The organism is Burkholderia sp. LK4, from assembly GCF_001043615.1.
GTDB lineage: Bacteria > Pseudomonadota > Gammaproteobacteria > Burkholderiales > Burkholderiaceae > Burkholderia > Burkholderia cepacia.
In genome coordinates, this window is record NZ_LDUL01000063.1 from 57,900 (window position 1) to 81,203 (window position 23,304).

The 23,304-nt window shown below is 68.7% G+C and carries 24 protein-coding genes and 2 tRNA genes; 18 read left to right on the top strand and 8 right to left on the bottom strand.

Annotated features, from left to right (window positions below; genetic code table 11):
• The first annotated feature begins 46 nt into the window (after positions 1 to 46).
• The 5 genes from moaA (at position 47) to VK92_RS28610 (ending at position 4,005) form a co-directional block, all read left to right on the top strand.
• Positions 47 to 1,159: a GTP 3',8-cyclase MoaA gene (gene moaA / locus VK92_RS28590; protein WP_021159709.1), complete on the top strand. Its 1,113-nt coding sequence runs from the start codon at positions 47 to 49 to the stop codon at positions 1,157 to 1,159.
• A gap of 27 nt (positions 1,160 to 1,186) precedes the next feature.
• Entirely contained in the window at positions 1,187 to 1,804 is a 618-nt protein-coding gene (mobA, locus tag VK92_RS28595; RefSeq protein ID WP_048022956.1) for a molybdenum cofactor guanylyltransferase MobA, read from the top strand.
• Between the two features lie 105 nt (positions 1,805 to 1,909).
• Positions 1,910 to 3,208, top strand: a complete 1,299-nt coding sequence (gene moeA / locus VK92_RS28600) for a molybdopterin molybdotransferase MoeA (protein ID WP_048022954.1) — start codon at positions 1,910 to 1,912, stop codon at positions 3,206 to 3,208.
• Between the two features lie 39 nt (positions 3,209 to 3,247).
• On the top strand, positions 3,248 to 3,523 hold the full coding sequence (locus VK92_RS28605; protein WP_006401288.1) for a hypothetical protein: 276 nt from the start codon (positions 3,248 to 3,250) through the stop codon (positions 3,521 to 3,523).
• Entirely contained in the window at positions 3,520 to 4,005 is a 486-nt protein-coding gene (locus VK92_RS28610) for a GNAT family N-acetyltransferase (protein ID WP_027788021.1), read from the top strand. The genes VK92_RS28605 and VK92_RS28610 overlap by 4 nt, the downstream gene beginning before the upstream one ends.
• An 88-nt stretch (positions 4,006 to 4,093) precedes the next feature.
• Here the strand turns inward: VK92_RS28610 and rmuC are convergent, their stop codons facing one another.
• The 5 genes from rmuC to pncB all read right to left on the bottom strand — a co-directional run bounded on the left by rmuC (position 4,094) and on the right by pncB (position 10,064).
• Positions 4,094 to 5,572, bottom strand: a complete 1,479-nt coding sequence (rmuC, locus tag VK92_RS28615) for a DNA recombination protein RmuC (RefSeq protein ID WP_048022952.1) — start codon at positions 5,570 to 5,572, stop codon at positions 4,094 to 4,096.
• Complete coding sequence (locus tag VK92_RS28620; RefSeq protein ID WP_021159714.1) at positions 5,569 to 6,558, bottom strand: 2-hydroxyacid dehydrogenase; 990 nt, start codon at positions 6,556 to 6,558, stop codon at positions 5,569 to 5,571. The genes rmuC and VK92_RS28620 overlap by 4 nt, the downstream gene beginning before the upstream one ends.
• Positions 6,559 to 6,639: 81 nt before the next feature.
• Complete coding sequence (locus VK92_RS28625; RefSeq protein WP_048022950.1) at positions 6,640 to 8,070, bottom strand: sodium:proton antiporter; 1,431 nt, start codon at positions 8,068 to 8,070, stop codon at positions 6,640 to 6,642.
• A 43-nt stretch (positions 8,071 to 8,113) separates the two neighbouring features.
• Entirely contained in the window at positions 8,114 to 8,776 is a 663-nt protein-coding gene (locus VK92_RS28630; protein ID WP_048022949.1) for a LutC/YkgG family protein, read from the bottom strand.
• An 88-nt stretch (positions 8,777 to 8,864) separates the two neighbouring features.
• A complete protein-coding gene (pncB, locus tag VK92_RS28635) occupies positions 8,865 to 10,064 on the bottom strand; it encodes a nicotinate phosphoribosyltransferase (RefSeq protein WP_048022948.1) in 1,200 nt (399 codons plus the stop codon).
• Between the two features lie 300 nt (positions 10,065 to 10,364).
• Here pncB and fdxA point away from each other — a divergent pair, with 300 nt between their 5' ends.
• The 8 genes from fdxA to VK92_RS28675 all read left to right on the top strand — a co-directional run bounded on the left by fdxA (position 10,365) and on the right by VK92_RS28675 (position 14,748).
• Complete coding sequence (fdxA, locus tag VK92_RS28640) at positions 10,365 to 10,688, top strand: ferredoxin FdxA (protein WP_011351384.1); 324 nt, start codon at positions 10,365 to 10,367, stop codon at positions 10,686 to 10,688.
• A 102-nt stretch (positions 10,689 to 10,790) separates the two neighbouring features.
• A tRNA-Asn gene (locus VK92_RS28645) sits at positions 10,791 to 10,866 on the top strand.
• A 71-nt stretch (positions 10,867 to 10,937) separates the two neighbouring features.
• Positions 10,938 to 11,013 (top strand) — tRNA-Asn (locus tag VK92_RS28650).
• 119 nt (positions 11,014 to 11,132) lie between these two features.
• Positions 11,133 to 11,618, top strand: coding sequence for a CreA family protein (locus VK92_RS28655; RefSeq protein ID WP_027788025.1), 486 nt, complete (start codon positions 11,133 to 11,135; stop codon positions 11,616 to 11,618).
• Positions 11,619 to 11,679: 61 nt separating this feature from the next.
• Entirely contained in the window at positions 11,680 to 12,579 is a 900-nt protein-coding gene (locus VK92_RS28660) for an AraC family transcriptional regulator (RefSeq protein ID WP_021159720.1), read from the top strand.
• 122 nt (positions 12,580 to 12,701) lie between these two features.
• Positions 12,702 to 13,469, top strand: coding sequence for an AzlC family ABC transporter permease (locus tag VK92_RS28665; protein WP_048022946.1), 768 nt, complete (start codon positions 12,702 to 12,704; stop codon positions 13,467 to 13,469).
• Positions 13,466 to 13,804 (top strand): AzlD domain-containing protein, encoded by a 339-nt coding sequence (locus VK92_RS28670; protein ID WP_021159722.1) that lies wholly within the window; start codon positions 13,466 to 13,468, stop codon positions 13,802 to 13,804. Before VK92_RS28665 ends, VK92_RS28670 begins: the two co-directional genes overlap by 4 nt.
• A 161-nt stretch (positions 13,805 to 13,965) precedes the next feature.
• Complete coding sequence (locus VK92_RS28675; RefSeq protein WP_021159723.1) at positions 13,966 to 14,748, top strand: DUF4088 family protein; 783 nt, start codon at positions 13,966 to 13,968, stop codon at positions 14,746 to 14,748.
• 123 nt (positions 14,749 to 14,871) lie between these two features.
• Here the strand turns inward: VK92_RS28675 and VK92_RS28680 are convergent, their stop codons facing one another.
• The gene (locus VK92_RS28680; protein WP_027788030.1) at positions 14,872 to 15,273 is read right to left on the bottom strand and encodes a hypothetical protein; all 402 of its coding nucleotides are present in this window, start codon (positions 15,271 to 15,273) and stop codon (positions 14,872 to 14,874) included.
• 269 nt (positions 15,274 to 15,542) lie between these two features.
• Between VK92_RS28680 and VK92_RS28685 the strand changes: the two genes are divergently transcribed.
• The 3 genes from VK92_RS28685 (at position 15,543) to fumC (ending at position 18,834) form a co-directional block, all read left to right on the top strand.
• On the top strand, positions 15,543 to 15,761 hold the full coding sequence (locus VK92_RS28685) for an RNA-binding S4 domain-containing protein (protein ID WP_021159725.1): 219 nt from the start codon (positions 15,543 to 15,545) through the stop codon (positions 15,759 to 15,761).
• 134 nt (positions 15,762 to 15,895) lie between these two features.
• Positions 15,896 to 17,284 (top strand): multidrug efflux MATE transporter NorM, encoded by a 1,389-nt coding sequence (gene norM, locus VK92_RS28690; RefSeq protein ID WP_048022944.1) that lies wholly within the window; start codon positions 15,896 to 15,898, stop codon positions 17,282 to 17,284.
• 155 nt (positions 17,285 to 17,439) lie between these two features.
• Positions 17,440 to 18,834 carry a class II fumarate hydratase gene (gene fumC, locus VK92_RS28695; RefSeq protein ID WP_048022942.1) on the top strand — a complete coding sequence of 465 codons (1,395 nt, stop codon included), beginning with the start codon at positions 17,440 to 17,442 and terminating at the stop codon, positions 18,832 to 18,834.
• A 71-nt stretch (positions 18,835 to 18,905) separates the two neighbouring features.
• Here the strand turns inward: fumC and VK92_RS28700 are convergent, their stop codons facing one another.
• Both VK92_RS28700 and VK92_RS42610 read right to left on the bottom strand, forming a co-directional pair.
• Entirely contained in the window at positions 18,906 to 19,418 is a 513-nt protein-coding gene (locus VK92_RS28700; protein WP_012328135.1) for an acyl-CoA thioesterase, read from the bottom strand.
• Positions 19,419 to 19,548: 130 nt separating this feature from the next.
• A complete protein-coding gene (locus VK92_RS42610; RefSeq protein WP_006753078.1) occupies positions 19,549 to 19,689 on the bottom strand; it encodes a hypothetical protein in 141 nt (46 codons plus the stop codon).
• A 195-nt stretch (positions 19,690 to 19,884) separates the two neighbouring features.
• Between VK92_RS42610 and VK92_RS28705 the strand changes: the two genes are divergently transcribed.
• Together VK92_RS28705 and VK92_RS28710 are read left to right on the top strand one after the other, a co-directional pair.
• Positions 19,885 to 20,592, top strand: a complete 708-nt coding sequence (locus VK92_RS28705) for an ArsR/SmtB family transcription factor (RefSeq protein WP_048022939.1) — start codon at positions 19,885 to 19,887, stop codon at positions 20,590 to 20,592.
• A gap of 162 nt (positions 20,593 to 20,754) precedes the next feature.
• On the top strand, positions 20,755 to 23,298 hold the full coding sequence (locus VK92_RS28710) for a DUF6600 domain-containing protein (RefSeq protein WP_048022997.1): 2,544 nt from the start codon (positions 20,755 to 20,757) through the stop codon (positions 23,296 to 23,298).
• Positions 23,299 to 23,304 lie beyond the last annotated feature (6 nt).

Below are 23,304 nucleotides of genomic sequence, written 5' to 3' on the forward strand. Positions count from 1 at the left end.
CGCCGCTTGCGGCTAAAATAGAGGTCTGGTTCGCACTTCTTTCAACATGTCCCGACGCATCATTCCTCTCGCCGACGTCAGCGGGATGCCGGACGTCTCCGGCGTCGCGCACGCCCCGGACGGCACGCTGGCCGACACGCTCGCCAGGCCGCTGCGCGACCTGCGCATTTCGGTGACGGATCGCTGCAACTTCCGCTGCGTGTACTGCATGCCGCGCGCCGTCTTCGACAAGGACTACCCGTTCCTGCCGCACAGCGCGCTGCTCACGCACGAGGAAATCGAACGCGTGGCGCGACTCTTTGTCGCACACGGCGTCGAGAAGATCCGCATCACGGGCGGCGAGCCGCTGCTGCGCAAGAATCTCGAATTCCTGATCGAACGCCTCGCACGTCTGACCACGCATGACGGCCGCCCGCTCGACCTGACGCTCACGACCAACGGTTCGCTGCTCGCCCGCAAGGCGCGCGCGCTGAAGGACGCCGGGCTCACGCGCGTGACGGTCAGCCTCGACGCGCTCGACGATACGCTGTTCAAGCGCATGAACGATGCCGAGTTCGCAAGCGCCGACGTGCTCGACGGCATCTTCGCCGCCCAGGCCGCGGGCCTCGCGCCGGTCAAGGTCAACATGGTCGTGAAGCGCGGCACCAACGACAGCGAGATCCTGCCGATGGCGGAGCGTTTCCGCGGTACCGGCGTGATCCTGCGCTTCATCGAATACATGGACGTCGGTACGTCGAACGGCTGGAACATGACCGAGGTGCTGCCGTCGGCGGACGTCATCGCACGCATCGCCGAACACTTCCCGCTCGTGCCGCTCGAGCCGCACACGGCGGCAGAAACCGCGCAGCGCTGGGGCTATGCGGACGGCAGCGGCGAGCTCGGCGTGATTTCGAGCGTCACGCAGGCCTTCTGCGGCGACTGCACGCGCGCGCGGCTGTCGACCGAAGGCAAGCTGTACCTGTGCCTGTTCGCGTCGACGGGCCACGACCTGCGCGCACTCGTGCGCGGCGGCGCGAGCGACGCCGAGATCGCGACCGCGATCGCCCGCATCTGGCAGGCCCGCACCGACCGTTATTCGCAGCTGCGCGGCAGCGCGTCTGCCGACACCGTGCCCGACGGCGCCGGCAAGCGCGTCGAGATGTCGTATATCGGCGGCTGACGCACGCTGCCCTTCCGCCTTCTCGCGATGCCCGCTTCCACCTCTCCCTCGATCGCCGGCCTGCTGCTCGCAGGCGGGCGGGCCACACGCATGGACGGCGTCGACAAGGGCCTGCAGTTGCTCGACGGCACGCCGCTCGCGCTGCACGTGCTGCGCCGCCTCTCGCCACAGGTCGACGAAACGCTGATCAGCGCGAATCGCCATGCCGATCGTTATGCCGAACTCGGTGCGCCGTTCGACGCGCGCATCGTCGCGGACGAAACGCCCGACTTCCCCGGCCCGCTCGCGGGCCTGCTCGCCGGCATGCGGGCGGCACGCGCGCCGCTCGTCGCGTGTTCGCCATGCGATACGCCCTACCTGCCCGCCGACCTCGTCGCACGGCTGCACGCGGCGCTCGACGCGCAGCAGGCCGACATCGCCATGGCGGTGACCGTCGACGCGCAGCAGGCGCGCTCGCCGCAGCCGACGTTTGCGCTGCTGCGCACGTCGCTGGCCGACGATCTCGCCGCCCGGCTCGCGGCCGGCGACCGCAAGGTGCGTGCGTGGTACGCACGCCACAAGACGGTCGAAGTCGAGTTTCACGACGAGCGTGCGTTTTACAATGCCAACTCCTGGCAGGAACTCGCCGCGCTGGCCCGCCGCTGACGGCACTCGCGCGGTTCCCGCCCGCCGCACGCGAAACCCGCGCCCAGGCACCCTCCTCGCGCCACCGGCCACGAACCCGATACGCCTTGCGGCGCAGTCCGACTGATGATCACGCAATCCTCGCCCGCCTCCCGAAGCGCCCCCGATTCCGATGCCCCGCTGTCGCTCGCCGACGCGCAGGCACTCGCGTGCCGCTTTGCGGTGCCCGTCGCGGCGTGCGAGACGGTGGCGCTGCGCGATGCGCTCGACCGCGTGCTCGCGGCCGACGTGAACGCGCCGTTCGACATTCCCGCCTACGACAACTCGGCGATGGACGGCTACGCGTTCGACGGCAGCACCGGCACGCACGCGGCGCCGCAAGCGGATGTCGCGCTGACGGTCGCCGGCACCGCGCTCGCCGGCCATCCGTTCGACGGCACCGTGGCGGCCGGATCATGCGTGCGCATCATGACGGGCGCGCCGATGCCGGCCGGATGCGACACCGTGATTCCGCAGGAACGCGTACACGCCGACGGCGACACGATTCGCTTCGTCGCACATGACATCGCGCGCGGCGCGAACTGCCGCAAGGCCGGCGAGGATCTCGCCCGCGGCGCCTGCGCACTCGCCGCGGGCCGCATCCTGCGACCGTCCGATCTCGGCCTGCTTGCGTCGTTCGGCATCACCGAGGTCACGGTGCGCCGGCGCGTGCGCGTCGCCGTGTTCTCCACCGGCGACGAACTGCGCGAGCCCGGCGAGCCGCTCGGCCCCGGCGCACTGTACGACAGCAATCGCGGGATGCTGATCGCGATGCTCGAACGACTGCATGTCGACGCGGTCGACCTCGGGATCGTCCGCGACGACCCGGCCGCGCTCGAAGCCGCATTGCGCGACGCCGTCGCCGCGCAGGCCGACGCGGTGATCACGTCCGGCGGCGTATCGGTCGGCGAAGCCGATTTCACGCGCGACGTGATGGCACGGCTCGGCGACGTGACGTTCGCCAGCCTCGCGCTGCGTCCCGGCCGGCCGCTCGCGTGCGGCACGCTCGCACGCGCGGCCGGTGGCACCGGTCACGCGCTGTTCTTCGGCCTGCCCGGCAATCCGGTCGCGTCCGCCGTGACGTTCTACGCGATCGTGCGCCCCGCACTGCTGACGCTGGCCGGCGCGCAGGCCCAGCCGCCGGCGATGCATACGGCACTCAGCACGCATGCGCTGAAGACGCGCCCGGGCCGCACCGACTACCTGCGCGGCATCGCGACACGCGCCGCCGACGGCCGCTGGCACGTCGCACCTGCCGGCTCGCAGAGTTCCGCGTCGCTGAGCGGCCTCTCGGCCGCCAACTGTTTCATCGTCCTGGGCCACGATACCGCAGCAGTCGACGCGGGCACCCCGGTCGACATCCTGCCGTTCGACGGCCTGATCTGAATTCCACTATCGGTATATCTCTACGGGGGCAATCCGCACATGAAGAAACAAATTTCGTCGATCGCCGCGGGGCAGACCGCAAAGGCGCTGATCCTCGTCTACCTGACGTTCAGCGTGCCGATCGTGCTGCTCGGCATTCTCGTCGCCTACGTTCGTTACGGGATGGTCGAACTGAGCACGATCCTGAGCGCGCTGCTGCTGAACGCCATCCTCGGCTTCGTGTTGCTGTGGATCGCGTGCCACGCATACAACTGGGTCGCATCGCGCTTCGGCGGCATCGAGATCGTGCTGTCCGATCCGCCGGAGGAAGCGTGAGCGGCACACCGCTGATCCGTGCGGCGCAAGCGAGCGACGTCGGGGCGATCCTCGCGCTGATGCGCGAGCTCGCCGAATTCGAGAAGCTCACGCATCTGTTCGTCGCGACCGAGGCCGATCTCGCCGACGCGCTGTTCGGCGCGCGGCCTGCCGCCGAAGCGCGGGTGGCCGAACACGACGGCGCGATCGTCGCGTATGCGCTGTTCTTCCACAATTACTCGACGTTCCTCGGCCGTCGTGGCCTCTATCTCGAGGATCTGTACGTGCAGCCGTCGCAACGCGGCACGGGCCTCGGCACCGCGATGCTGCGTCACCTCGCGGCCCTGGCCGTCGAGCGCCGTTGCGGGCGCTTCGAATGGTCGGTTCTCGACTGGAACCAGCCTGCGATCGATTTCTACGAGAAGATGGGCGCCACCGTGCTGCCCGACTGGCGCATCGTTCGCGTGACGGGCGACGCGCTGGACACGCTCGCCGGGCATTGAGCGCATCGCGGCCGCACCGGCAATCGCTGCATGAAAAAACGGGCGCCGCGGCGCCCGTTTTCGTTCCGGCCGGTATCGGCAACGCGCGTCACGCGTCGTCCGCATCGGCGCCGTCGCTACCTTCCGCACCGAGCAGCCCGGCCGCCGCGTCGCCCGGCAGCGCCTCGACCTGCTTCAGCTTGCGGTTCATCACGCGCGTACGCTGCTCGGCGGACTCGATCGAGCGCGTGACCGTTTCGAGCTGCGCCTTCGTGCGCGCGAGCACGTCGCCGAACTTGCCGAATTCCGTTTTTACCGCGCCGAGCACCTGCCACACCTCGCTCGACCGCTGCTCGATCGCGAGCGTGCGGAAACCCATCTGCAGGCTGTTCAACAGTGCGGTGAGCGTCGTCGGGCCGGCCACCGTCACGCGATAGTCGCGCTGCAGCAGGTCGGTCAGCCCCGGGCGACGCAGGATCTCCGCATAGAGCCCTTCGGTCGGCAGGAACAGCAGCGCGAAATCGGTCGTGTGCGGCGGCGCGACGTACTTCTCGGCGATCGTGCGCGCCTCGAGCCGCACACGCGCTTCGAGCGCGCGGGCCGCTTCCTCGACCGCCGCCGCATCGGCGCGCTCCTGCGCGTCGATCAGCCGCTCGTAATCCTCGCGCGGGAATTTCGCGTCGATCGGCAGCCACACGGGCGGCGCGTCGCGCGTACCGGCATCGCGCCCCGGCAGCCGGATCGCGAACTCGACGCGCTCGCTGCTCTTCGGCACCGTCGCGACGTTCTTCGCGTACTGCTCGGGCGTCAGCATCTGCTCGAGCAGCGCCTCGAGCTGCACTTCGCCCCAGGTGCCGCGCGTCTTCACGTTGGTCAGCACTTTCTTCAGATCGCCGACGCCCGCCGCGAGCGTCTGCATCTCGCCGAGCCCGCGATGCACCTGCTCGAGCCGGTCCGACACGAGCTTGAACGATTCGCCGAGCCGCTGCTCGAGCGTCGCGTGCAGTTTCTCGTCGACGGTGCGGCGCATCTCCTCGAGCTTCGCCGCGTTGTTCGTCTCGATTTCCTTCAGCCGCTGTTCGAGCGTCGCGCGCACTTCGCCGATCCGGCGATCGTTCGCCTCGGTCAGCTGCGTGAGCTGCCGGTTCAACGTGTCGCCGAACAGCCTGAGCGCACCCGTCTGCTCCTCGCGCGCCTGCTGTGCCTGACGCTGCAAACTCTCGCGCATCGCGTCGAACTGCTGCGCGTTGCCGGCGACGAGCTTGCCGAGCTGCTGGGCGAAGCCTTCGACCTGGTTGTGCTGCACGGTCGCCACGCTCGTCAGCTGCGCGGCGAGCGTCTGCTGAAGCTGCGCAAAACTGCCGGCCAGCTCGGTGCGCGAGCCGCGCGCGTGCTCGACGATCTCGCCGCGCAATTCGCGTTCGAGCCGCTCGACCGCGCGCGCCTGCGCGTGCGCGGCGTCCTCGATCTGGTCGCCCAGTACCGCCGTATCGTCGTGACGGCCAGCGCCACGCATGAGCGCGACGATCGCCACCGCGAGCGCGACGGCCAGCACGACGACCGCCGCAAGCAACAACGTCATCGTCATGCGCGCGGCTTCCCGATCACGTCAGGGTTGATCGGATTCGGCGGCCGCCCCGCGCGCGGCCCCTCGCCCAGCGCGGCGATCAGGTTGTCGGCGGCGAGGTTCGCCATCGCGCGGCGCGTTTTTTCGGTCGCGCTCGCGATATGCGGCGTCAGCACGACGTTCGGCACCTCGAGCAGCGCCGGATGCACCGTCGGCTCGCCTTCGTACACGTCGAGGCCGGCGGCGGCGATCGTCCCGTCGCGCAGCGCGACGGCCAGCGCCGCGTCGTCGACGATCCCGCCGCGCGCGATGTTGGTCAGCGTCGCGGTGGGCTTCATCTTCGCGAGTTCGGCCGCGCCGATCGTATGGTGGTTTTCCTGCGTGTACGGCAGCACGAGCACGACGTGATCGGCGCGCGCGAGCAGCGCATCCTTCGATACGTATTCGGCGTTCAGCTCGGCCTCGATCTCGGGCGCGACACGCGACCGATTGTGATAGATCACCTGCATCCCGAAGCCGCGCGCGCGGCGCGCGAGCGCCTGGCCGATGCGCCCCATTCCGATCACGCCGAGCGTCGAGCCGTAGATGTCGCTGCCGAGGAACCCGTCGTAAGCCCACTTCTGCCAGTGGCCGGCGCGCAGCCAGTGCTCGGATTCGGCGATCCGGCGAGCGGCGGCCATCATCAGCGCCCAGCCGAAATCGGCGGTGGACTCGTTCAGCACGTCGGGCGTGTTGGTGCCGAGCACGTTCGCCGCGTTGAATGCAGCCATGTCGAAGTTGTTGTAGCCCACCGCCATGTTCGCCACGACGCGCAGGCGCGGCGCCGCGGCGAGCTCGGCCGCGCCGACCGGATCGCCGGCCGTCAACGCGCCGTCCTTGTCGGCCAGACGCGCGGCGAGCGCGCCGGGCGCGAGTGCGTCGCCGTTGTTCCAGTCGACGTCGAAATATTGCTTGAGCCGCTCGATCACGTCCGGAAAGATCGGACGCGCGACCAGGATCTTCTGCATCGCCATCTCCGCATGCCGCGGGCGGATCGAAGCGCGCCGTGCGCCGCCGGGATCGCCCGCTCAAGGTTGAAAATCGTCAGCTTACGCCGTGAAGAAAAGCCACGACGTCAGCAGGAATACCGGTATCAGTACGACCAGCGCCCAGCCGAGATACGCGAAGAAGCTCGGCATCTTCACGCCGCGCGATTCGGCGATCGCCTTCACCATGAAGTTGGGTGCGTTGCCGATATAGCTGTTCGCGCCCATGAACACCGCACCCGCGGAAATCGCGGCGAGCGTCGACGCGCCGGTCGTCATCAACGACTGGGCATCGCCGCCCGCGAGGTTGAAGAACACGAGATAGGTCGGCGCGTTGTCGAGGAACGACGACAGGATGCCCGTCGCCCAGAAGTACATCGCGTCGATCGGCTTGCCGTCCGGCCCCGTGACGAGGTGGACGATCTGCGCGAACGCGCCGTCGGCGCCGGCGCGCAGGATCACGATCACCGGCGCGATCGTCACGAAGATCCCCGCGAACAGCTTCGCGACTTCCTCGATCGGCGCCCAGTTGAACGCGTTGCCCTCGCGCGCGGAACGCGGCGTCAGCGCGAGCGACGCGAGCGTCACGCCCACGAGCGCGACGTCGCGCACGAGGTTCTGCAGCGCGACGTGCGTGCCCCATACGTCGAACGCGATGCCCGGCTTCCAGATGCCGCTCATCAGCACGAGCGCGACCACGGCCGCGAGCAGCACGAAGTTGATCTTCCCGTCGATCGACAGCGCCGCGCCGTCCGGCGTCGGGTCGAGCACGGCCAGCCGCTCCTCGCCGCCCTTCCGGTAGAAGTACGTATCGAGCACGAAGAACAGTGTCAGCAGCACCGCGCAGATGAACAGCATCGGCAGTGCGAGGTGCGTGGTCGTCCAGAAGAAGCTCACGCCGTTCAGGAACCCGAGGAACAGTGGCGGATCGCCGAGCGGCGACAGCGAGCCGCCCGCGTTCGCGACGAGGAAGATGAAGAAGATCACGACGTGCACGACATGCTTGCGGTTGTCATTGGCGCGCAGCAGCGGCCGGATCAGCAGCATCGCGGCCCCCGTCGTGCCCATCACGCTCGCGAGCAGCGTGCCGAGCGCGAGGATCGCGGTATTGAGCTTCGGCGATCCGTGCAGATTGCCGTTCACGCAGATGCCGCCCGCGACCGTATAGAGCGCGGTGAGCAACACGATGAACGGAATGTATTCCTCGAGCAGCGCATGCACGAGCGTGCCGAACGCGGTGCCCGCGCCGAACGCGAATCCGAACGGGATCAGGAACACGACCGCCCACGCGGCCGCAATCTTGCCGAAATGGTGATGCCAGAAGACGGGGGCGACGAGCGGGAACAGTGCGATGGACAGCAGGATTCCGGCGAACGGAATGCCCCAGAGGGCAGACAGCGAGGCACCGTCGAGCGTTGCGGCCGATGCAAGCGCGGGAACGGCGCCAAGCGCGATCCCCGACGCCATGCCCGCCCAGGCGGCATGTCGTTTCATGCAGAACTTCCTTGTTCGAATGGTGGTGGATGCGGCGGGCGCGTCATGCGCCCCGTACGACGATCACGTGAACGCGGTACGGGCCGTGCGCGCCCAGTACGATGGTCTGCTCGATATCGCCCGTGCGCGACGGGCCCGACACGAAATTGACCGCGCGCGGCAATTCGCCGCGCTCCGCGCGGATCAGCGCAAAGGCGTCCTCATGACCGGCGACGATCCGCGACGCGGGAACGATCGCGATGTGCGTTTCCGGCAGCAGGCCCGCCGACGCATAGGTGTCGGGGCCGGACAGCAGCACCAGCGAGCCCGTTTCGGCGGTCGCGCAAAAACAGCCGGTAAGGCCGACCAGATCGCCGTCGCGCGGCTTGCGGCATTCGACCGACAGGCCTGCGCCCGCCCAGTCGAAATCGGCCAGCGTGCGCCATGCGACGGCCTGCGTCGGCAGTCCGTGAGCGGACAGGTAGCGGGCTGCGGCGGCCGGCACATCGGCAAGCGCCGCGACTTCGTCGACCGTCGTCGACAGACGGGCCGCTTCGTCGACGAATGCCGCGACGAGGTCGGCCAGCGCCGGCGGACGCGGGCCCTCAGGATGACGGGCGAGATAGTCGGCAACGCCGTCGCGCTCGGCCGCATCGGGTTCGGCCGCACGCCCCTGCGCCGCGCGAATGCGCGCGAGGATCTGGCGACGGGCAGCGGAAGTGTCCATGAACGGTCCTCGTGACGTTGGCGGGCGATACCGTCGGATTATACCGGCCGGCTTCGCCGCGACGCAGTTTTGGCCGTTCGGCCGATGCTTACTTCGACGCGTCTTCCTCGACCGGCTGCGCGATGCCGAACACCTGGCGCAGGTACGTGAGATACGCCTTGTCGTCGCACATGCTCTTGCCCGGCGTATCCGACAGTTTCGCGACCGGCTGCCCGTTGCAGCGAACCATCTTGATCACGATCTGCAGCGGCACGTAGCCGAGGTCGTTCGTGAGGTTGGTGCCGACGCCGAATGCGAGCTTGCAGCGGCCGCGGAACCGTTCGTACAACTGCATGACCTTCGGGATGTCGAGCGCATCCGAGAACACGAGCACCTTGGTGCGCGGGTCGCAGCGGTTCGCCTCGTAGTGGCGCAGCATGCGCTCGCCCCACTCGAACGGATCGCCCGAATCGTGGCGCGCGCCGTCGAACAGCTTGCAGAAGTACATGTCGAAGTCGTTCAGGAACGCGTCCATCCCGTAGACGTCCGACAGCGCGATCCCGAGGTCGCCGCGATACTCCTTCGCCCACATCTCGAAGCCGTAGATCTGCGAATCGCGCAGCCGCGGGCCGAGCGCCTGGCACGCCTGCAGATACTCGTGCGCCATCGTGCCGAGCGGCGTGATGCCGTGCTTCATCGCGTACAGCACGTTGCTCGTGCCGGCGAACTGCGGGCCGAGCCCGTCGCGCAGCGTGAGGGCGACTTCCTCGTGCCACACCTTCGAGAAGCGCCGGCGCGTGCCGTAGTCGGCGATCTTGCAGTCGGCGAACTCGGGCTTCGCGCCGAGCAGCTTGATCTTCTCGCACAGCCGCTCGCGGCCTTCGCGATAGTCGGGCTCGCGCTGCGTGTTGCGGAAATAGACTTCGTTGACGATCGCGAGCACCGGGATCTCGAACAGGATCGTGTGCAGCCACGGCCCCTCGATCACGATGTCGATCTCGCCGTTGCCCTTCGGCGACGGCGTGATCGAGATGTACTTCTCGTTGAGGTGGAACAGCGCGAGGAAGTCGACGAAATCGCTCTTGATGAAGCGCATGCGCCGCAGGTAGTCGAGTTCGACGTCGGTGAAGCGCAGCGAACACAGGCCGCGCACCTCGTCGCGGATCTCGTCGATGTACGGCACGAGATCGACGCCGGGCGTACGGCACCGGAAGCGGTACTCGACGTTTGCGGCAGGAAAGTGATGCAGGACGACCTGCATCATCGTGAACTTGTAGAGATCCGTGTCGAGCAGCGAAGTGATGATCATGATTACGGCACCGCCAGTATCGTGACAGGGCCCCGGCGCACCGCGCGCCGCCCGGTCTGCCGGCCATGTTACCCGAATGCGGGCCCGACCATCGCGAAACCGCCGGTCGCCCTGCCCGGCCGCGCCGCCGTACGGCACACGCGCCCCGTCGGCGAGTCCCTTCTGCGGGCCGCCATAAACTAATCACGAAACGATATAAGCCGGATAGCCGACCACGCCATGCGGGTTTTGCGCTTCAGTTACAATGCCGGTTTTGGCGCAAACGCCACCCCATATATACCGCCAAGCAGGAGCGTTTTAATGACTCACGTTGTGACCGAAGGCTGCATCAAGTGCAAATACACGGACTGCGTGGATGTATGCCCGGTGGATTGCTTCCGTGAAGGTCCCAACTTTCTCGCCATCGATCCGGACGAGTGCATCGACTGCGCCGTGTGCGTCGCCGAGTGCCCGACCAATGCGATCTATGCCGAAGAAGACGTTCCGGGCGACCAGCAGCAGTTCACCGCGCTGAACGCCGAGCTGGCAAAGGACTGGCCGTCGATCACGAAGACCAAGCCGGCACCGGCCGACGCGGACGAGTGGAAGGACGTGCAGGACAAACTGCACCTGCTCGAGCGCTGATCGCGCAGCGGCCGCAAAAAATTTTTGTGCGCCGCGGCCCAAAAGTGTTGACAGGTTGATCAACGCTCCATACAATCTCGTTTCTCTGCTGTTGTTGTTTGTTCCCCGATAGCTCAGTCGGTAGAGCGCCGGACTGTTAATCCGTAGGTCCCTGGTTCGAGCCCAGGTCGGGGAGCCAAAAACGCAAAGGCCCGTTGAAAGTGGACGGGCTTTTTGCTGGTAGACAAACAAGCAGATGTACCGATTTATTCCCCGATAGCTCAGTCGGTAGAGCGCCGGACTGTTAATCCGTAGGTCCCTGGTTCGAGCCCAGGTCGGGGAGCCAAATAGCGAAAGGCCCGTCATTCGACGGGCCTTTTGTTTTTCCGGCCCGCCTTTCGGTTTTCGTCGCCCGGTCGCGCGCATGCTAGAGTCTCTGTCCCGCATTCGCATCCGGTTCCGTCGATGAAGCACCGTCTCCTCCGCTCAGCACCACTCGCCCTCCTGCTTTCCGCATTCGCCGCGGCACCGCTCGCGCACGCGGAGGAAGTCGGCAGCGTCAACACCCATTTCCGCGTCACGGGCTCCGATCGCGTGGTCGTCGAGGCGTATGACGATCCGGTCGTGAACGGCGTGACCTGCTACGTGTCGCGCGCGCGCACCGGCGGGATCAAGGGCACGCTCGGCGTCGCCGAGGATCCGAGCGAAGCGTCGATCGCGTGCCGGCAGGTCGGCCCGATCAGCTTCAAGGAGCCGCTCAAGCAGCAGACCGACGTGTTCAGCGAGCGCATGTCGTTCATCTTCAAGACCCTGCACGTCGTGCGCGTGGTCGACACCAAGCGCAATACGATCGTCTACCTGACCTACAGCGACCGCATCGTCAGCGGCAGCCCGAAGAACGCCGTCACCGCGGTGCCGATGCCGGCCGGCACGACGATTCCGGTCAAGTAAGGCCCGCGCCTGCCGGGCGCGCGAGCGATACACTGTCGGTTCGACCGCTCCGCGCCCGCTCATGTCCGCCACCCGCCTTCCCGACTCCGCACGCTACTGGCGCACGCCGCTGCTGCCGGATGCGGATCTCGTCACGGCCACCTATCGCGACCACACGTTCGCGCCCCACTGGCACGACGCGTACACGATCCCCGTGATTCTCGAAGGCGCGGAACGCTACACCTATCGCGGCAGCGGCCATGTCGCAGAAACCGGCACCGTGCCCGTGATCAATCCGGGCGAAGTGCATACGGGGTCGCGTGCCGCCGACGAGGGCTGGTGCTATCGCGTCAGCTACATCCCGGTCGATTTCATCCGGGAACTCACCAGCGCGATCGCCGGCCGCCCGCAAGACGCGCCGTGGTTTGCGCCCGACGTGATTCGCGACGCCGACCTGGCGGCGCGGCTCACGCTGGCACACCGGATGATGGAGGCCGGCAGCGAGCACGCACTGCCCTCGCAGGCGCACGGGCAAGCAGCTGACGTTCCCGCGACGGGCGCACCCCGCATCTACGATCCGCTCGCCGCCGAAACGGCGATGCTCGATGCGTTGTCGACATTGATCGTGCGCCATGCGGACGCCCTGCCGCGACCGGCGCCGCTCGCGGCGGACGAACCCCGCGTCGACGCGATGCGCGAACGGCTCGCCGCCGATCTGACGTGCACGGTGACGCTCGACGAGGTCGCGCAGGCGGCCGGCCTGTCGCCGTTCCACGCCGCGCGCCTGTTCACCCGCACGAACGGCATGCCGCCGCATGCGTGGCGCAACCAGTTGCGCCTGCAGCGCGCGCTGGCGCCGCTGCGCGCGGGCGTGCCCGTCGCCGACGTCGCCGCAGCCAGCGGCTTCGTCGACCAAAGCCACTTCACACGGCATTTCAAACGCATGTTCGGCGTACCGCCCGGGCGCTGGCAGGCGAGCTGACGCGCGGCGTCCGGCCCGCCAACGCGATGCCGCCGGCGCCTGCAAGCAGGCAAGCACCGGCGCGCCGCCCAAGCGCAAGAACATACAAGCCGGCTCGCCCCCCGCCCGCTATCCTCCCGCTCATGGAGGAGCACCCCTTGAACCCGACACCCGCATCGCCCGCTCGCCGCCCGTTCAACGAATGGCTCGACGGCGCGCGCGACACGATCCCGATGATGATTGGCGCCGCCCCGTTCGGCGTGATTTTCGGCACGCTCGTCGGCGGCGGCCCGCTCGCCGCGTGGCATGGCACGCTGATGTCGCTCGCCGTGTTCGCGGGCTCCGCGCAGTTCATCGCGCTCGGCCTGATCGCGGGTAGCGCAAGCTTCGTCGTCGTGCTCGCGACCACGCTGATCGTGAACCTGCGTCACCTGCTGTATAGCGCAACGCTCGCGCCCTATGTCGCGCACCTGCCGCTGCGCTGGCGCGCAACGCTCGGCGCGCTGATGACCGACGAGGTGTTCGCGGTCGCCTATGCGCACTACCGGCATTTCCCGCCCGGCGCGATCGGCCCCCACTACTTCTTCGGCTCGGGGCTCGCGATGTACCTGAACTGGCAGGTCTGGACGCTCGCGGGCATCGGTTTCGGCGCGGCGTTCCCGGGGCTGCAGTCGCTCGGCCTCGATTTCGCGATGGCGGCCACCTTCATTGCGATCGTCGTCCCGCAACTCGGCACCCTGCGCTATTTCGCGGCGGCCGTGACGGCCGGCACGCTGGCGTACTTCTGGCAGGGCTGGCCGTACAAGCTCGGACTGCTCGGCGCGGTCGCCGCCGGCGTCGCGATCGGCGTCGCGCTCATGCTGCTGCACGAACGATCGCGTGCCGGCTCGCGCACGGAGGCCGCATCGTGAGCTACGCGCTGCTGATTCTCGGGATGGCCGTCATCACGTACGCGATCCGCTCGACGCTGTTCCTGTTCGGCGAACGGCTGGCCTTCCCGCCGCTCGTGCGGACCGCGCTCGGCTTCGTGCCGGTCACCGTGCTGACCGCGATCATCGTGCCGATGACCGTCTCGCCGCACGGCGGCACGGCCGAGCTGACCTGGCGCAATCCGCAGCTCGTCGGCGCGCTGGCGGCCGTGCTCGTGTCGGCAGCGACCCGCCGCCCGCTCGTGACGATCGCGGCAGGGCTCGCGGTGTTCTTTTTCTGGCAAGGGGTCGTGCTGCCCCATTGGCTGCCCGCCTGAGCACACGCTCGGTCACGCGCGCTCAAGTTTCCGCCCGGCAGGCCGATATAGCGGATGAAGACCCGCCACCGGCCTCGGCGCGCACCGGTCAGTCGACGCTGCGCCCGCCCCGGTGCGCCGTGCCGGCCGCCGGCTTGCGCGGGCCGCCATCGAGACGATTCATGGGCCAGATCACCCTTTCCCTCAAGGACGACACGCTGGAGTCCCTGCGCAAGGACTACGACGCGTTCGTCCGCGTGTCGCTGAAACTCGACCCGCAGTTCGCGACGCCGTCGTTCGAGGATTTCCTGCGCGCCAAACTGCTCGACAACATGGTGCCGCTGACCGAGCACGCGGTGCAGCGGATGCTGCAGGGCGGCCAGTACGCGTGGGCCAAACGCACGCTCGACAAGGAATTCCCGGACGTCGTCGCGATCCTGATGCGACAGGCCGGCGAATTCGGCTTCGGCTTCGCGTGCCGCTCCGAATGGACCCCCGACGAACTCGCGAAGGCGTGCCGCGACTGGGCGAAGGCGATCGTCGCCGAAGCGCAGGGCGACCCGTCGCTGATCGACCCGCTCGCGTCGCAGATCAAGGGCGCGGCGCAAGATATCCAGGCACTCGAGGAACTGATGCAGACGCCGGCATGGCGCCTCGCGGAATCGCTGCGGCAACGGGTCTACGAGGCCAAGCTCGCGTGCGAGATGAGCGTCGGCAGCACCGCGCGCGACAAGCTCGGCGAACTGCGCGGGCTGCTGCGGCTCGGGCTCGCGCACGGCTCGTTCCAGAAACAGGAAGCGCAGCAGATCATGGAATACCTGCGGCTGCTGAAGCCTGAGATCTTCGTCGAGGAGCCGTACGACGTCTTCGCACGGCTCGCCGCGTGGCTGCGCAGCGTATTCACCCCGGCTGCCGCGCGGCCGGCACAGGGTCCGGGACAAGGGCAAGGACAGCGCCGTCCGTAACGGCGCCCCCATGCGCATCGACACACGAAAACGGCCCGGTTCGCGCAATGCGAACCGGGCCGCTGGATGACCGCCGTCGCGACGCACCGCCAGGGACAAGCGTCGCGCGGCGCCAGGCACCGCTTACTGCGTGGCGCCCTGGGCCGATGCCCCGCCCTCCGCACCGACCGATGCGCCGCCTTCGGTCGCTTCGCCGGCCTTCGCCTTGGCCGAACCGACATGGCTCTTGGCCGACTTCGCGGCATGCTTCGTGTGCTTCTTGGCCGAGTGGACGGCCGACGACGCCGTATCCTTCGCGCCGTCGGCTGCCGCGCCGACCGCATCGGTTGCCCCGCCGGCGGCATTGCCCGACGCGTTCGCGCCCGCACTGCCCTGCATGCCGGCACCGACACCCGCCGCCGGCGTCTGCGCCTGCACGCCGGCACCGGCCGTGCCCTGCACCGCCGTGCCCGTCTGGGCAAATGCGGCCGAAGTGGCGAACGCCGTCAGCGCGGCACCGATCAGCATCGTACGAATCTTGGACATGGCAATTCTCCTCAGGAAGTTGTGAGCCCGAACCGCAGCGATGCGGTCCGTCGCTTCCCCTGCCGCAACACGCAGCAGGTACGAAAAAGACCCGCGGCGCGCCCGGCCGGTTCTCGAATCTCTCAGACTGTTACCCACCGTTTCATTTGCTGACGAGTCGCTCACAGTCCTTAACAACTGCATGCCGCGGCGGCCCGCGCTCGCGTGCCGGCCCGTGGTGCCGTATGATGCGGAGCGTTTCCTCCCGCGCCTTGCGCACCTTCTTCGTCATGCCCAACCTGGATTTCACGCTGACCGGCGAATACGTCGAGCTGCACAACCTTCTCAAGATCACCGGCCTCGCGGACAGCGGCGGCAGCGCGAAGCTGATCGTCGCGTCCGGCGCGGTGAAAGTCGACGGCGCGGTCGAACTGCGCAAGACCTGCAAGATCCGCGCGGGCCAGGTCGTCCTGCTCGGCGACACGCGCATTGCGGTGCGCGAAGCCTAGGGCCGACGGTTCCCCTGCCTGCGACATGGCCATCGGCGCGCGCGTTCGACACGGTTCGAATAAAGCCGTAAGCTAGCCGTCTCTCAAAATAAATACATATAGCGCGGGCCCGCACCCGCGCGAGCGCCCACTCCATGTCGCATTCCGGTCTTACGCGGGCGGCCGCCGCGCCGCCGTCCCTGTCCAGTCATGCCGCCGATACCGCCCGCCTCGCCGCGCCGCTCGCGATCGCGCAGCTTTCGCAGATGGCGATGAGCGTCACCGACACAGTGCTGCTCGGCTCGCTCGGCCCCGATTCGCTCGCCGCCGGCGGGCTCGGCGCGAACTTCTTCTTCGTCATCGTGACCGTGCTGCAAGGCGTGCTGTCGTCGGTCAGCGTCAGCGTCGCGCACGCGCGCGGCGCCAAGGCCGACGAGCGCGTACCGCACATCTACTGGACCGGCTTCGCACTGTCCGTGCTGCTCGCGATTCCGGCCATCATCGCGCTGTCGCTGTCCGAACCGATCCTGCTGATGTTCCACGAGCCGCCATTGCTCGCGCATCACGTCGGCGAATACACGGGCATCCTGCGCTTCGCCGCGCTCGGCAGCCTGATCGGTGTCGGGCTGATGCGCGCATTCCTTCCGGCGATCGGCGCGGCGCGGCGGCTGCTGTGGGTGTCGATCGGCGGCGTCGGCGTCAACGCCGTGCTGAACTACGGCCTGATCCACGGCGCGTTCGGGCTGCCGCGCCTCGGCTTCCTCGGGTCGGCGGTCGCGACGACGATCACGATCTGGCTCACCGCGCTCGCCCTGATCTGGCTGCTGCACGGCCGGCAGCGTTTCCGTCATTTCGTCACCGCCGCGCGCCCGAAGCTGCCCATGATGGGCGAGCTGATCGGCATCGGCTGGCCGGTGGCGATCACGTACGGGGTCGAGTCGACGCTGTTCCTCGCAACCGGCCTGACCATCGGCGTGCTCGGCGCGACGTCGCTGGCCGCGCACCAGATCGCGCTGAACGTCGCGTCGGTGGCCTTCATGGTGCCGCTCGCGATCGGCCAGGCCGCCAACGTGCGCGTCGGCTACTGGGTCGGCGCGGGGGCGCCCGTCGCCGCGCGGCACGCGGGTTTCGTCGCACTCGGCCTCGGTGTCGCGTTCATGACGCTGTCGGGCATCGTGCTGATCGTCGCGCCGCACGCGATCGTCGGCCTGTACCTGAACCTCGACGATCCGTCGAACGCGGCCACGGTGTCGCTCGCCGCGTCGCTGCTCGGCATCGCCGCGGTGTTCCAGATCGTCGACGGCGCGCAGACCGTCGCGTCGGGCGCGCTGCGCGGCCTGAAGGACACGCGCATCCCGATGCTCGCGGCGACCCTCGGCTACTGGGGCATCGGTTTTCCGACCGGCTACTGGTTCGCGTTCCACGTGGGCCTCGGTGCCCGCGGCCTCTGGTGGGGTCTCGCGGCCGGCCTTGCCAGCGTGGCCGTGCTGATGGGGTGGCGCTTTCATCTGAAGAGCGCGTCGCTCACGACGTCGCCGCACTGAGCGCGACACGACGCGAAATCCCGGCCGGCGCTATGCTAGTCGGCTGAAGACCTCGAGACGCCGCGCCAGCGGCGCGACTGCCTCACGATACGTCTGGTTATGCCTGATGCCGCGCGACGACGCGCGGCCTTTCCCCTTTCCTGGAGGAGTGGATCATGAACGAAGCAGTTCGGATGGAACGCGATACGTTCGGCGAGATCGCCGTACCGGCCGACCGGCTCTGGGGCGCGCAGACCGAGCGCTCGCTGCAGAATTTCCGGATCTCGACCGAGAAGCAGTCGCCCGAGCTGATCCACGCGCTCGCGATCGTCAAGCGCGCCGCGGCGGCCGTGAACCAGTCGCTCGGCGTGCTGGCCGACGACAAGGCGCGCGCCATCATCGACGCGGCCGACGAGATCATCGCCGGCAAGCATCCGCGCGAATTCCCGCTCGCCGTGTGGCAGACGGGCTCCGGCACGCAGACCAACATGAACCTCAACGAGGTGATCGCGAATCGCGCGAGCGAACTGATGGGCGGCGAGCGCGGCGAAGCGCGCAAGGTTCATCCGAACGACGACGTGAACCGCGGCCAGTCGTCGAATGACGTGTTCCCGACCGCCATGCACGTCGCCGCCGCGTACGCGATCGTCAACCACCTGCTGCCGGCGCTGCGCACGCTGCGCACGACGCTCGACGCGAAGTCGAAGGCCTTCGCCGACATCGTGAAGATCGGCCGCACGCACCTGCAGGACGCCACGCCGCTCACGCTCGGCCAGGAGTTTTCCGGCTATGTCGCACAGCTGGACCAGGGCATCCGTCACGTCGAATCGGCATTGCCGCACCTGTATGAGCTCGCGCTCGGCGGCACCGCGGTCGGCACGGGGCTGAACGCGCATCCGGAGTTCGCGGTGCGTGTCGCCGATGAAATCGGCCGGCTCGCGAAGCTGCCGTTCGTGACGGCGCCGAGCAAGTTCGAGGTGATGGCTGCTGCCGATGCGCTGGTGTTCGCGCACGGCGCGCTGAAGACGGTTGCTGCCAGCCTGATGAAGATCGCGAACGACGTCCGCTGGCTCGCAAGCGGGCCGCGCTGCGGGCTTGGCGAACTGTCGATTCCGGAAAACGAGCCGGGCAGCTCGATCATGCCGGGCAAGGTGAACCCGACGCAGTCCGAAGCCGTGACGATGCTGTGCTGCCAGGTGTTCGGCAACGACGTCGCGGTCAACGTCGGCGGCGCGAGCGGCAATTTCGAGCTGAACGTGTTCCGGCCGATGATCGCGCACAACGTGTTGCAGTCGGTGCGGCTGCTCGCCGACGGCGCGCAGAGCTTCAACGACCACTGCGCGGTGGGCATCGAGCCGAACCGCTCGCGGATCGACCTGCTGCTGAACGAATCGCTGATGCTCGTGACGGCGCTCAATCCGCACATCGGCTACGACAAGTCGGCGCAGATCGCAAAGAAGGCGCACAAGGAAGGCACGACGCTGAAGGCCGCCGCGCTCGCGCTCGGCTACCTGACCGAGGCGGAATTCGATGCGTGGGTGCGCCCCGAGCAGATGATCGGGTCGCGCTGACGGTAAGACGATCGGCGGTACGACGTTCTACGGAATCGCGGGCGCGGCGCGATGCGCGGCGCCCGCCGCGGTCAGACCGCGCCTTTCGCGACTTCTTCCGGCTTCATCTCGACGATCTTGTCGAGCGCGGCCCGCACGTCGGCCGCATATTTCGCGAGCACCTTCTGCTCGTCGGTCTCGGGCACGAACGGCGGCACCGGCACCGGGTTGCCGTTCTCGTCGACCGCGACGAACACGACGAGGCAATCGGTCGTCTGGCGCAGCACGCCGCCCTTCGGATCCCCGGCATGGACGGACACATGGATGTGCATGCTGGTGCGGCCCGTCGCAACGACGCGCGCCTTCAGCTCGACGAGATTGCCGACCAGGATCGGACGCTGGAAGCGGATGTTGCCGACGCTGACCGTCACGCAATAGCGGCTCGACCAGACGGCCGCGCACGCATACGCGACTTCGTCGATCCACTTCATCAGCGCGCCGCCATGCACCTTGCCGCCAAAGTTCACGGACGACGGTTCGGCGAGGAAGCGGAATACGGTTTCGGTGCGGTCGAGGGCGGCCGGTACGGGGGACGGTTGGGACATCGTGTTGGCTCCAGGCGGCAGGGGCGCTGTAATCGGCCGATTATACGTTGCACTGCGGCAACGCGTCGCGGGGCGCCCCGTGTGGCGCGGCCGTGGGGGCCGTGCCCGGCGTGCCTGTGGCCGGCGCCGGTCAGCGGCGCACCGTGATGCCCTGATCGATCGTCCCGTACATCTCGAGGCTGCCGCCGCGCTCGCCGGCCGCGCCCGCACCGCCCTGCGCACAGGCCGCGCAGACGAGCGCCGCCGCCAGCAAACAGAAAATCGTCTTCATCGTTGCGTCGTGTCACGTGCGGCAGCCCGCTGCCGCCGCTTTCGGCCATTCTACGCGCGCGCCGCACCCGGCCGCGGCCCGGTTCGCCGCATCGACGCCGCCGGCAAGTCTGCATCCGACATTTCAGCCGGAACCGAAACATCGAATGCGCGCGCCCACTACACTGGAGACCATCCCGCCTGACGAGACACGACGATGACCGACCAAGACGACCACCACTTTCCGGGCCTGAGCCGCATCGGTTCGCTGATCGCCGACCCAGGACGCGCCGCGATGCTGTGGGTGCTGATGGACGGCAGCGCACGACCGGCAGGCGAGCTGACGATGATCGCGGGGCTGTCGCCCTCCGCCGCAAGCGCCCACCTCTCGCGCTTGACCGAAGGCGGCCTGCTCGCGCTCGACGTGCGCGGCCGGCACCGCTACTACCGGATCGCATCGGCCGACATCGCGGCATCGCTCGAGGCACTCGCGAACGTCGCCCGCGCGGCCGCGCCGCATCGCGCGGTTCCGCCGCCGTCCCGCACGGTCCCGGCCGAATTGCGCTATGCGCGCACCTGCTACGACCACATGGCCGGCGAACTCGCGGTGCGCATCTTCGACGGGCTCACCGCACGCGGCTGGCTGCAGGCGGACGGCGATGCGATCGAGACCACCGAACTCGGCACCCAGGCGCTTGCGCAATGGGGCATCGACGTCGCACAGCAGCGCACGCGCCGGCGCCGCTTCGCGTGCGGATGCCTCGACTGGAGCGAGCGGCGTTCACACCTCGGCGGCGCGCTCGGTGCGGCACTGCTCGAGAGCTTCTGCGCGCACGGCTGGATCGAGCGTGCGGCACGGCCGCGCGTGCTGCGCGTCACCGTGCCCGGACAGCAGGTTTTCGACGAGTGGCTTACGTCCGCTTGACGCCCGCATTGCGTCTGCACGACAACGGCGCGCGATCGACAGGTTTTGTTACATCGCGTGCCATTCGACTTACAAAACACCGAGCATTGAAACAGGCCGAGCGGATATTGTGAACTCAACGGCACGAATCGACGCGCCGCGACAATGACGAAGACGCTCACCATGGCCACCCTGTTCACGCTCAAGCGAACCGCCCGCTGCACACTGCTCGCGTTCGTCGCGCTTGCGGCCCTGCCCCCCGCATTCGCGCAATCGGCCGACGCCCCTCCATATGCGGCCGCGGCACGGCAACCGGGCGGCGATCCGCCCAGCCGTGTCGCACGGCTCAATTACCTGTCGGGCGCCGTGACGACCGAGCCGGCCGGCACCGATACGTGGTCGTATGCCGCCGTGAACCGGCCGCTGACGACCGGCGACCAGCTCTGGAACGATGCCGGTGCGCGGTCGGAACTGCACATCGGCTCGACCGCGGTGCGGCTCGGCGAGTCGACGAGCCTGTCGGTGCTGAACCTCGACGACACGACGACCCAGCTGAAAGTGGGGCTCGGCACCGTATCGACTCACGTGCGCGATCTGCCGGCCGGCGGATCGTACGAAATCGACACGCCGAACCTCGCGCTCGGCATCACGGGCCCCGGCGACTATCGCGTCGACGTCGCGCCGAACGGCGCGAGCACGACGGTCACGGTGCGCAGCGGCAGTGCGACCGTCTACGGCAGCAACGGCCAGTATCCGCTGTCACCGGGGCAGCAGGTCGTGTTCACGGGCACCGACCTGCAGGTCGCGCAGCAAGCCGCCGCCCCCGGCCCCGATGCGCTCGACCAGTGGGCCGCCAGCCGCGACGCGGCCGAGGAACGCTCGGTGTCTGCCCGCTATGTGTCCCGTGACATTCCCGGCTACCAGGATCTCGACGCAAACGGCACGTGGCGCAACACCCCGAATTACGGCCAGGTATGGGTGCCGAACGATACGCCGGCGGACTGGGCGCCGTATCACGACGGCCACTGGATCTGGCAGGCCCCGTGGGGCTGGACGTGGGTCGACGACGCGCCATGGGGTTTCGCGCCGTATCACTACGGCCGCTGGGCGTACGTGGACGATAGCTGGGCCTGGGTACCGGGCCCGCTGGCCGTCAGCCAGCCGCCGGCCTATGCACCGGCACTCGTCGCGTTCGTCGGCGGTGGCGGCGGCCCCGACTGGAGCGTCGCGCTCACGGTGGGCGGCGTCGCCGCGGCCGGCTGCGCGTGGTTCGCGCTCGGCCCGGGCGAACCGTGGCATCCGGGCTGGGGCGGCTGGAGCCCGCACTACTACGACCGGGTGAACCGCAACATCGTGGTGAACAACGTCAACGTGAACAAGACCGTGAACGTGACGAACATCACCAATATCACCAACATCAACAAGACCTACGTCAACTTCCGTGCGCCGCACGCGATCACGGCCGTACCGGCTGCCGCGTTCGTGCACGGCCAGCCTGTCGCGCACTTCTCGCAGCACGTCGACCCGCAGCAATGGCGCAATGCGCATGTCACGCCGGGTACGCCGGGCATTGCGCCGGTGCGCCAGAGCTTCACCGGCGGGCTGCGCAATGCGAGCTACCGCCCGCCGGCGGCAATTGCCCAGCATCCGTACGTCGCCACGCGCAATCCCGCCGTGCCGGCCGCGTATCGCGACCAGGCCGCCGCCCACCTCGCGCAGCAAGGCGGGCGCGTGCCGGGTGCCGGCGCGCCCGTCGTGAAGACGAACGTGCCGGCCGACTATACGGCGCGTCCGGTCCGCGTACCGGGCAAACCGGGTGGCGGCGCATGGGCGATGCACAACGTGCAGCTCGTGAATCCGCACGGCCCCGTCGTGCAGCCGGCTCGCGCGCCTCGCGAAGGCCAGCCGGCCGCCTTGCAGGCCGGGCGGCCGGGAACACCGATGCCCGGCGTGCCGAATGCCACGCGGCCCACGAACGGCGAAAACCCCGGCGCACCGCACTTCGCCAACGGCGGCATGCCGCAGGCACCCGGCAACCCGGCGCCACATCAGGCGTTCGGGCCCGGTAACGGTGTCCCCCATCCGCCGGTAGCGAACAACAGTCCGGCCGGCATCGGCAATGCGCACGCGGCCGAGGCGCCGTCGCCCGCGTGGATGCAGCCGCACACACCGATGGAGCGCCAGCGCCCCGCTCCGCCTACCGCACTGCATGCGGCGGGACAGAATGCGCTGCCGCCGGTGCGCAGCGCGGCGATCCCGCATCCGGAGGGCGCGCCGGCGCTGCAGGGCGCGCAGCCCAGTGGCCGGAACGAAACGCCGCGCGCACTGCCGCAACCAAGGCTCGACAATACGGCGCAGATTCCGCAGCCGCGCCCGCGCCCCGAATTCCCGACACCGGCGCAGCATGGGCAACCGCAACCGGAGCGCGCGGCGCCCGCGCCGCAATCGCATCCCGAATTCGCGCAACCGGCGCCGCACCGCGAAGTCGCCCCGCCACGTGTGAACGAGTACCGGCCGCCGGCCCCCGCCGTGCATGACATGCCGCGCCCGCAACCGCAGGCGCCGCGCATGGAGCCGAGACCGCAACCGGCGCCACGCATGGAGCCGCGCCCGTCGATGCCCGCACCGCACATGGAACCGCGGCCGCAACCGGCGCCGCACGTCGAGGCGCCACACCCGAGCAACCCGCCGCCGCAAGGCGGCCACGAAGAGCGTCACCGCCAGTAGGCGCCG

Coding starts and splice junctions, on each gene's coding strand:
- VK92_RS42610 (WP_006753078.1), bottom strand. CDS start 19,689: ATGAAGACGATTTTCTGTTTGCTGGCGGCGGCGCTCGTCTGCGCGGCC.
- VK92_RS28705 (WP_048022939.1), top strand. CDS start 19,885: ATGACCGACCAAGACGACCACCACTTTCCGGGCCTGAGCCGCATCGGT.
- fumC (WP_048022942.1), top strand. CDS start 17,440: ATGAACGAAGCAGTTCGGATGGAACGCGATACGTTCGGCGAGATCGCC.
- VK92_RS28675 (WP_021159723.1), top strand. CDS start 13,966: ATGGGCCAGATCACCCTTTCCCTCAAGGACGACACGCTGGAGTCCCTG.
- VK92_RS28710 (WP_048022997.1), top strand. CDS start 20,755: ATGGCCACCCTGTTCACGCTCAAGCGAACCGCCCGCTGCACACTGCTC.
- VK92_RS28700 (WP_012328135.1), bottom strand. CDS start 19,418: ATGTCCCAACCGTCCCCCGTACCGGCCGCCCTCGACCGCACCGAAACC.
- VK92_RS28685 (WP_021159725.1), top strand. CDS start 15,543: ATGCCCAACCTGGATTTCACGCTGACCGGCGAATACGTCGAGCTGCAC.
- VK92_RS28630 (WP_048022949.1), bottom strand. CDS start 8,776: ATGGACACTTCCGCTGCCCGTCGCCAGATCCTCGCGCGCATTCGCGCG.
- fdxA (WP_011351384.1), top strand. CDS start 10,365: ATGACTCACGTTGTGACCGAAGGCTGCATCAAGTGCAAATACACGGAC.
- VK92_RS28625 (WP_048022950.1), bottom strand. CDS start 8,070: ATGAAACGACATGCCGCCTGGGCGGGCATGGCGTCGGGGATCGCGCTT.
- VK92_RS28660 (WP_021159720.1), top strand. CDS start 11,680: ATGTCCGCCACCCGCCTTCCCGACTCCGCACGCTACTGGCGCACGCCG.
- mobA (WP_048022956.1), top strand. CDS start 1,187: ATGCCCGCTTCCACCTCTCCCTCGATCGCCGGCCTGCTGCTCGCAGGC.
- moaA (WP_021159709.1), top strand. CDS start 47: ATGTCCCGACGCATCATTCCTCTCGCCGACGTCAGCGGGATGCCGGAC.
- rmuC (WP_048022952.1), bottom strand. CDS start 5,572: ATGACGATGACGTTGTTGCTTGCGGCGGTCGTCGTGCTGGCCGTCGCG.
- VK92_RS28680 (WP_027788030.1), bottom strand. CDS start 15,273: ATGTCCAAGATTCGTACGATGCTGATCGGTGCCGCGCTGACGGCGTTC.
- VK92_RS28655 (WP_027788025.1), top strand. CDS start 11,133: ATGAAGCACCGTCTCCTCCGCTCAGCACCACTCGCCCTCCTGCTTTCC.
- VK92_RS28665 (WP_048022946.1), top strand. CDS start 12,702: ATGGAGGAGCACCCCTTGAACCCGACACCCGCATCGCCCGCTCGCCGC.
- VK92_RS28605 (WP_006401288.1), top strand. CDS start 3,248: ATGAAGAAACAAATTTCGTCGATCGCCGCGGGGCAGACCGCAAAGGCG.
- norM (WP_048022944.1), top strand. CDS start 15,896: ATGTCGCATTCCGGTCTTACGCGGGCGGCCGCCGCGCCGCCGTCCCTG.
- pncB (WP_048022948.1), bottom strand. CDS start 10,064: ATGATCATCACTTCGCTGCTCGACACGGATCTCTACAAGTTCACGATG.
- VK92_RS28620 (WP_021159714.1), bottom strand. CDS start 6,558: ATGCAGAAGATCCTGGTCGCGCGTCCGATCTTTCCGGACGTGATCGAG.
- moeA (WP_048022954.1), top strand. CDS start 1,910: ATGATCACGCAATCCTCGCCCGCCTCCCGAAGCGCCCCCGATTCCGAT.